General features: G+C 39.1%; 7 protein-coding genes. All 7 read right to left on the bottom strand.

Features of this window, described 5'->3' with window-relative positions; genetic code table 11:
• Nucleotides 1-1,210 (bottom strand): ATP-binding protein (locus CIK90_RS01370; protein WP_094464140.1); only part of this gene is annotated, 1,210 nt, incomplete at its 3' end.
• A 68-nt stretch (nucleotides 1,211-1,278) separates the two neighbouring features.
• The gene (locus tag CIK90_RS01365) at nucleotides 1,279-2,409 is read right to left on the bottom strand and encodes a hypothetical protein (protein ID WP_094464139.1); all 1,131 of its coding nucleotides are present in this window, start codon (nucleotides 2,407-2,409) and stop codon (nucleotides 1,279-1,281) included.
• Between the two features lie 25 nt (nucleotides 2,410-2,434).
• On the bottom strand, nucleotides 2,435-3,682 hold the full coding sequence (locus CIK90_RS01360; protein WP_094464138.1) for a hypothetical protein: 1,248 nt from the start codon (nucleotides 3,680-3,682) through the stop codon (nucleotides 2,435-2,437).
• Nucleotides 3,683-3,741: 59 nt separating this feature from the next.
• Nucleotides 3,742-4,521: a hypothetical protein gene (locus CIK90_RS01355; protein ID WP_094464137.1), complete on the bottom strand. Its 780-nt coding sequence runs from the start codon at nucleotides 4,519-4,521 to the stop codon at nucleotides 3,742-3,744.
• A 70-nt stretch (nucleotides 4,522-4,591) separates the two neighbouring features.
• Nucleotides 4,592-6,145, bottom strand: a complete 1,554-nt coding sequence (locus CIK90_RS01350; protein WP_094464136.1) for a S1C family serine protease — start codon at nucleotides 6,143-6,145, stop codon at nucleotides 4,592-4,594.
• Nucleotides 6,146-6,160: 15 nt separating this feature from the next.
• Nucleotides 6,161-6,397 (bottom strand): helix-turn-helix domain-containing protein, encoded by a 237-nt coding sequence (locus CIK90_RS01345; RefSeq protein WP_094464135.1) that lies wholly within the window; start codon nucleotides 6,395-6,397, stop codon nucleotides 6,161-6,163.
• Nucleotides 6,398-6,541: 144 nt separating this feature from the next.
• A complete protein-coding gene (locus CIK90_RS01340) occupies nucleotides 6,542-8,329 on the bottom strand; it encodes a hypothetical protein (RefSeq protein WP_094464134.1) in 1,788 nt (595 codons plus the stop codon).
• Between the last annotated feature and the right edge of the window lie 352 nt (nucleotides 8,330-8,681).

The raw sequence follows: 8,681 nt of genomic DNA, 5'->3' as shown, positions 1-8,681 counted from the left end.
TGTGGGGTTGTGGGGTTGTGGGGTTGTATGCTTGTATGGTTGAGCGTTTGAACGTAACCCATACGAAGGCAGCATTTTGATTGAACTCTGGTTCTGGAAGATTAGCTTTCTTACAAGCATCAACCATGCGACTTACGCCACTACCCCAGTTTTCCAAGAACGTAGTCTTAAACAGCACATCGGCAATAGTCGGGTTCTGAGGATATGAATGATGGGATTGTTTGATGGTCTCAACAGTCAATTCGTCTGGCAAATGGCCAGTATTCTCTATCTCTACACGATCATCATAGATAGCGATGCCGACAGAACTACTTGTATTATGGAACATCCTGTGACAAAGGGCATTCGTCAGAGCCTCACGCAACGCTTCGGCAGGAATCTCCAGTTTCTCTTCTCTCGTAAAGCCCACTATCTTACCACTGAGAGAAAGGTGTTTGAAGAAGAACGCCATACCAGCATCAAGCAATGTGAAGAAATTGCCGTACGCTCTTTGATTGTCGATGAATTCCATCTTGTCGTTGCCTCGAAAGCGAGCCATACGAAGCAAGAACTGAGGGAACTGACTTGTATCTCGGAGGAATAATACTGCTGCTGCATTTTTCAGTTTCCCATTTGTGGTAAGTTTCAATTTCTCCACAAGACTCTCCGTTGTTTCCATTAGCGACGATTCTGGCATCCTACCACGTTCCACGCCAAGCCGGACACCACCACGAATACGCTGTTCTTCCAAATCAGCGATGGTGATGCCTTCGCAAATATGATCTTCCCACTTAAAGCGATTAGACTTGCTGCGCATCAGACGGTCTTCAAAGATTTCCCGAGGCATGACCACTGTCGTACTTTCTATCCGCATATAGGGCTTATTGTCGTATGTAAATGGCGCGTCCCAATAAGAAGGGGCATTCAAATGGATTGCAATTATCTGATAGCCTGGACGATCAGGCACATCAATATATTCAACAGGCAGGTCTATCAATGGCTCCAGTTTTGCAATCTCTCTAGCAATCTCCTTCCGCGTGTTATCAGTCACCTCCTGCCCCAGTATCTTCAGTGTGGTTGGGGCAATACCAAAGAACAGCCAGCCACCATCAGTATTGAGGAAGGCACAAGCTGAACGCATACCATCCTTCAACTCGCCCGTTGTTTTCTTCATTTCTAACGTGCGAGTCTCATCACCTTGTATGATAACATTTACATCCTCTATTGTCATATTAGCCTATATCTTTATCGTTTCGTTTGCAAAGTTACAAATTATTTCTCGTTTGATAGAATCTCCTACTAAAAACTGTTTCCTGCATCGATAGATTCTGGTTCGCACACGAATAATTCTACTAGATTATTCTCATAATCAGGATAATACCAAATATTATCCTTTTCAAGTAGACATACAATCCTATTGTTTATTAGGAATTCATGGGCATAGTGAATATAAGGCCCTCCTTGTCCATGATAATAGTGCCTCTCTGCGCTATTCCTAAACAGAATCATCATCCATAGTTTCCCTCCCTGAGGTGCCCACAGAACAGAAGAATATCCATGAAAAACGATTTTTCCTAAATAATTGATTAATCCATATTTCCCTTCTATTTCGATAATGGCATGTCCAAATACGAAATATGAAGAAGGTGGAAGCTTGAAAGAATAATCAGTTAAGACATTCTCTGCCATGTTTATTAATTTGGCCTCCCCATTTTTCCAAACGAAATAGAGCCCTTGGATACCAGATGCATTTAGTTTGTCGTAATGTTGTTTAAAAAGGACATTCTTATAATTCACGAGGTAATTCCATTCTTCTTTTTTGTCTTTTGTATTCCTGCATATAGCCTTAAGATACAGAATTCTCCAGGTGCTCTTAATTTTTCCATGTCTACTTTCATCAAATACTTCAAGAGTCCTGACTGTTTCCTCTCTGCCATCAGGAAATACTATAGACAAGATGCCGTCACGACAACAATAAGCATAGTTTCCAAAATAATCAGATACGAATTCTGCATCATTTTTGAGTAGGAAATGCCCATGCTGGTCAAGTAGGTTGTATTTCCCATTTCGTTCTATACGAAGATATCCACAATACGAGGGGGTTATGTTTTCAAACCATTCAGTGGACAAAAGTTTACCCTCCCTTGTGACAACATTTGATAATCTTTTATTCTTATCAGAAAGATCGTCCTTGAAGAAATCAGATACAATATATAAGTCATATGATACGACATATTCGAGCCATGACACCGATTTGGATAGTATCTTATGCCCTTTTTTGTCAATCAAATTAAACGCATAATAATCAATATATCTTTGTAAAGTAGGTCCCTTGAGTTCCATTAAGGGGTCTTTAATAGGCTCCCCGTTATCATCAATACACCATCCTTTATATTGGACAAATTTCCTTTTCTTCTTATCTGTGAACATATATTGATAATAGTTATCGTCATTATTAAAAAAGTGAAGGGTCAATTTTGTCTATATCAATCCTATGAAGTTGGGCGTGGACGATATTCTTAAACTTCTCGACACCCTCGCCAGCATATTTGTCAACAATAAAAACAGGTTTATTATGGAAATCAAAATGCTCTTCTATCATCTCATTTATACCAGCGTCCTTACAACCATATCCGATAATTATCAACATATCGGCTTTATGGAGATTGTTCTTGAATTTTTTGAAAAGTTTTCTGAATAAAAGCGGCTCATTGTAACGTTGTATCTTTGAAGTGGTTCCTGTTAAAAAGTCTGCATGATATTCAAAAGGAGATAAATCATATCCGATTTTAGATTTTCGTCCTTTCATGATATCTCCAGTTCCCATACCCCACCTTGTCTTAACATATTTTTCCGGTGTCATGAAACCATTTTTATCTCTGCGATAGAAACGCACATAATCAAGACTGCCATGGAGTTTATATAAATGAATAGGCGTGTTATACCTACCCGTATATCTTTCAAGTCTACAATGGTAAGTCCTGTTATCGTGCAACAGTTTACCATAATAATCTGAGCCAAATTCATCAAATCCGTCAGAAATATTACCATTGATATAACCTGTATGATTAAATGACTCGAATAGCATATCGTGATTTAAGGTGTGTACATCAATGATATGAGTACTGCTCATTTTCGAAAGGTAGGATAGAAAGCCATTGTAGCCTTCAACATAATTGACCTTGAATGGTTCATCATCATATCTATTTTTACCATTTCTATCTTTTAGTAAATAGGCAACCATTTGATTGTATATGTGATCTACGCTGTATAACATATTAAGGTAGTCTTCATGCTCTCCTAAAAGATCTATGCATAACGTTTGATAACGTTCCTGTATTGCCTCATCCTTAATAGTAATGAAGTCGTAAAATTGCTCATAATCAAACATATTGTCATGTGCAACATAATATTCCTTTATGAGTCGTTTACAGAATTCAAAGCATCTTTGGTGGAAATTACGAATTCCTTCTATCTGAAACAGTGGTTTTTGTCCATTAGTTGAGATAGTCAATTCTCCCGAAGGGGAAAAATCAATTATCTTATCATCAAAATTTAAAAGCAGTTTGTTTAAATCATTACCAACAGGATATCCCATAGGAGCAGAGAATCCAGCTCCCAACAATAATGATATAGAACTTCGTTTGTAAAAGGGAGTTATATCATTATACTTGCATCCCAAATCTATTTGCCATTTATCCATGAACGTGCTTGTTCTTCTTTCTTTTGTAGTTTTGAAACTGCTCACGTGATTCAAAAATACTATAATTTGTTTTTTTCTCTTGCTCGTTTTAATGCCAAATCAAGCTCAACATAGAAACTAATATACTGCTTGTTATATGTTTCTATTACGTTATTAAGATTCTCCATATTTTTAATTGAATCAGCAATCAAATCCAGTTGCATATCAATGGCCAAATTGAATTTTACCTTGTCATTCTTTAAACTTGGATTGGCCATTATTGGTTGTAATCCCTTTTCAATTATTGTGTCGAAATTCTTTTCTACATTCCACAAAAAGGTCGTACTAAATGGATCTCTTGGATAACAATTGTGATAGATATGTAGCTTTTGAAGATGTAGAATTTCATCTTCACCCTCAAGTGCAAACTTCATAAGAAGTGTTGTAGGGTTTTCTTGTGTGATCGGTTTGTCCCAGGCCTGACGTTCTTTTTCTTCTTGAGTAATCAATTCCAAGAGCCATTTCGTATACAAGGAATTTATCGTGTTCTCTTTTTGAATGTTGTACTCAGCGGATTCTGAGTCACTCCTCTTAGTATAAGTGGATAATAGGGATAATTTATATACACCAGGGAAATTTGCCATTTTCAGAAATCTCTTTTTCAAATCAGAAATTGAGCAATTTAATTTCTTAGCTTCTATTTCTATGGCAAATATAACTTCTTTCACATCTTTATCAGATAACGTATCAGGATCAATTCCTAAAGCGATAACTTCAGTTGCTTTCTCAGGATTGTTAACTTGAAATTCCTCCCAATATGAGGAGTTCCTCCAATTGTCATTACAATTTACTTCTTCCATATGCATATTTGAATTATCTGTTGTTAAATTACTAACCTGTCAAATTCTTGTAAGAAATCAGATTCTTGTATTAATACACCTTTATGAATGCAATGTATGGCGAGTACATTTTTACTATAGCAGGTAACTCTTTATTTGACATGTCACTACCTTTTGGTAAAGATATCTTTATTGGTGCAGAATCTATAAGGCTGAGAAGATATGAGCTTTTTATAGCATAACCTATATTGTCTGCGGAGGTAATACCCGCATTAGTGATACCAACAAGATGTCCCTTTTTGTCAAACAATGCGCCACCACTGTTCCCTGGCTGGATAGGAGCAGATATCTGATATGTAACGATATCGCCTTCATATCCTGTCTTGGAGCTAATTAATCCATCGGTTATCTTCACCTCATTGCCGAGTACCTGAGACAAGGGATAGCCCATTGTGAAGATAGAAGTACCCACGTCAATTGTGTTAGGAAGTATTTTGTAAGGCACAGTTTTGAATGGCTTGAATTTCTTATCTGTTATATTGATTAATGCAATATCATTGTTCTTATCAGTAGCAAGAACTTTTGCTTCAAATTCTTCAAGAGTGCCATTTATACTTAACCCAACCATTATTTTGTTGGCTTTTTCAATGACATGATAATTTGTTGCAATAATATTACCTGATATTACAAATCCACTGCCTGTTCCTTTTAATGAAGAATCTGTTGTAGAAGCAATTACTGTTGATCCATTAATGTCCTTTTTGGGGAATGTCTTTATAAAACGATATTCATATTTACCATCAATTGTTCCATTTCCGGTATCAAAAGACAGAATTCCATCTTTATATGTACCAAGACTCTTCTGGATTCTCCATTTACATTCTCTGTCTTTTGCTAGATTATATGTTATGTCATAAACATCCTTTTCTATCTCGTTCAATTCCAACCTAACGGCACCTCTAAAAAAGGTTTCCACGGCCGTTTCTGTACCGGTTGAATAAAATGAAGCATCAATAACAAGGCCATAATATCTTCCATCTACATCAATAATTGCTATAGTGCTTTGATCATCGGAAGGAGTATAGTTCTTATAGATTCCTTCAATTGAAGAGTAATCCTTTCCTTTATAATACTCCTGGAACTCGGTATCAGTCCAAAATGTAAACTCTGGATAATATAAAGGAGATACTAAACTGGGATCGTAATTATAGTGCAAGTCCTTAATTTTCTCCATAATATTCTTTCTGGAGGTTCTGTAGGCACTCCTATTCTTCACACTAAATCCATATACTTCTGTACCCAAAAAGTCTTCAAAAGAAACAATTGTATAACTATCTTCTCTGTTTACTCCAACAATCAAAAGACGAGCTTTTTCTTTGGGGGGCATTTGGTTAACCTGCCCTAAGTCAATTCTGTTGAATCCTACAGATATCAAGCAACTAGCAACATCTTCTATTCCTTCTGCATCAAGACTGCTGCTACTATAAATACAAAAGTAATTATAACTGTTTAGAGTTTGAGCATTTGTAGTAACAATAATACTCAATTGAAATAGTGATAAGAATAGTAAAATTAACCGAAATAATAGCGTATGTGTAAATGAGAACGCAACATTATGACTTGTACAAACTTCTTGTTTCATCATCTTTACCCTTTCTATTCATTGTTTACTAACTCTATTATTGTATTCTTTTGATGACACCAACAAATCTTTAACATCCACTTCGAGATGATTGGCTATGTCGTATAGTTGTTCGACGGACGGTTGTACTTTGTTAGTCATCCATCGTGATACTGTTCCCAGATTGCGTCCCATCTGTTCTGAGAGCCATGTGCCTGTTTTGTTCTTCTCTGCCAAAACAGACTTGATGCGATTATAATGCGTATATTCCTTCATTTTAGTAGAATTCTATCATATTTAGGCGTTTCGTGTGCAAATATAATGAAAATATTGCAAGAAAACAAATAATATCGAAGAAAATAGCATAAAGAAGGCAAAAAGGGAGGAGAAATAGAAATCTCATCCTCCCTAAATTTGTATTTACAAGCCAAGTCCTCGTTTTTTGCTACCATCCCAATTGGTCAATTCGTCAGCATTACCATTACTGCCACCAACAGACTGACCACCTGTTGAGATTCGCATTTCTGACGCGAGTTGACCTATACGTGTTACAGCGATGTCCCACTGGAACCTACCGATACTGCCAACAATAGAATCCGCCATATCAGCGATACTGCTTGCAGCCTTCATACGATCAGACTCTTGGTAAGGATTAAGACCATTAATTTGGCATTGGGCAATGATGCCCTGACCAATAGTGCGTTCATCGTCATGATTGAAGATAGATGCTGTGCTATGGGCCCAATCTGCCAGAGCCTGAGCCGCTTTCTTGACAACATCATGGAGAAAGTTCCAATGATCGTATGCCTCTGATGCACCTGACAAACGAATGAAACGTTCTATATCAGAAAGACGGCTTTCTGCCTCATTGGCTCTCTTCTCTTCACGATTACCTCTCATGGTCTGCTCCTGTGCTTTCTGTTCTGCGGCATCCGCTCTTCTTTTCTCACGGGCCACTGCTCTTTCATCAAGTTCCGAGATACGCTGTCTCAAAGCCATATTCTCCTTGTCTGTCTCAACAGCTAAGGCTATTTTCTGTTTGACATCGAGATACATCTTTTTGCCGACATCATTGATTTTCTTCTTGTGCAGTTTCGATACGCTGAGTAACTGGCTCTGAAGAGTGGTTACAATCTCTTTAGCCCTGGCATTGCGTTCCTTTTGCCATTCTTCACGCTTCAACATAGGAATGGGTGTCCTGATTTCCCTGTCAAGTCGTGACAATGTCATGTCAATAAGGTCTTTAACGGTCAACGGCTCCTTTGAACCTTGGAAGGAGAATGTCATATCAGCAAATGGCACCGCATCCAGCTCTTCCTCAGGGACACTCGTTGCAGAAAGCAATTCGTCGATGGCTTCCTGAAGTTTGGTTAACTTGCTGTTACCAGCCTCAATTTTCTTCTGGATCTGCCTCGATTCTTCTTTCTTACGTTCCGTATATTCTGCAACCTCCTTGGCGCGTATAACTTCCTGCTCAGCCTTGAAAGTATGAGCATCACGCCATTTCTTGTCACTTTTCTTGCCACGTTCCATTTTGAGGGCGTTGGCCAACATGTCCTGAAGTTCCGACATATCATGACGGTTTAGATTGATGCACTGGCCAGTCTCATGGTCTGTCCAATCGAAAACATAGTGAGCATGGTGGTTCCATAGAAAGATTGTCGAACCTTCTGCAGAATCGAGATACTTTCCTTGCTGATGATCCTTGTCTGTAACAAGATGCTCATGTCCTTCGTCAAGGTGAGCATAGATAGCTTTCGTCTTGATGCCCCAACGTTGCTCAATCTGATTAGCCAGAGTCTTCATCTGCTCCATCGTTGTAGCCTCTGTGATTACGGCTACACCTTCTCGGATAGGCTCTGAGTTCTTCGGCATTTTCTTAGGCTTCGACAAGTCAAGTTCCCATTCAGGCACGACCTTCTGATGTCCAGTTCTTGGGTCAACGATTGGGTTGCCCGTCCTTTTGTCGTAAGCAGGCATTGTCAATTGTTTGCCATTCTTATCAAGTTTTGCTTTGCGACAGAAGTGATGGCTGGAATAGCGTTCCTTGGCTTTGCGGATCTCATCGGCTACCGACTTGAAGTCGTCAGCTTCCCAGCTCTTGTTAAGATGTGAATACTCGGAATGAACGTGCTTCATTTCCTTTTCGCGCCTGTTGTGCTTTTCGGCACCATACTTGGCAGCGCATATATGTATTGATGTTTTCATAATTGTATAAAATTAGAAATTATATAATTCAGATTTACAATAATTCAGAAGATGCCATGGTGGCAGTCCTTCTGACGAGAGAGTCCAGGGAGAATGTTCTCCTTGGTCGGGTTCTTAGGGCTGAAAGTCCTGAGCGGGGGTCTGGGGAGGGTCACTCCAGCGGTAGGGCTCGAAGGGGAGAAGCCGCTCCCCTCGCGGTACTTAGGCAGAGCCTGAGCGGAGTCCAGAGAGGTCACTCTGGCACACAAGGGTTGGCATAACCCTTAGTGTGCTACCTGATTCCCGTTGGGAACAGTCGGGCTGCGCACGGTGTAAGGCGCAGAACGGCTGTTGTGACGGGATGAAGGTAGAA

This window comes from Prevotella sp. P5-126 (assembly GCF_002251185.1).
Lineage (GTDB): Bacteria > Bacteroidota > Bacteroidia > Bacteroidales > Bacteroidaceae > Prevotella.
The sequence above is the reverse complement of the archived record's forward strand: the minus strand, read 5'-3'. Positions and strand labels throughout refer to the sequence as shown.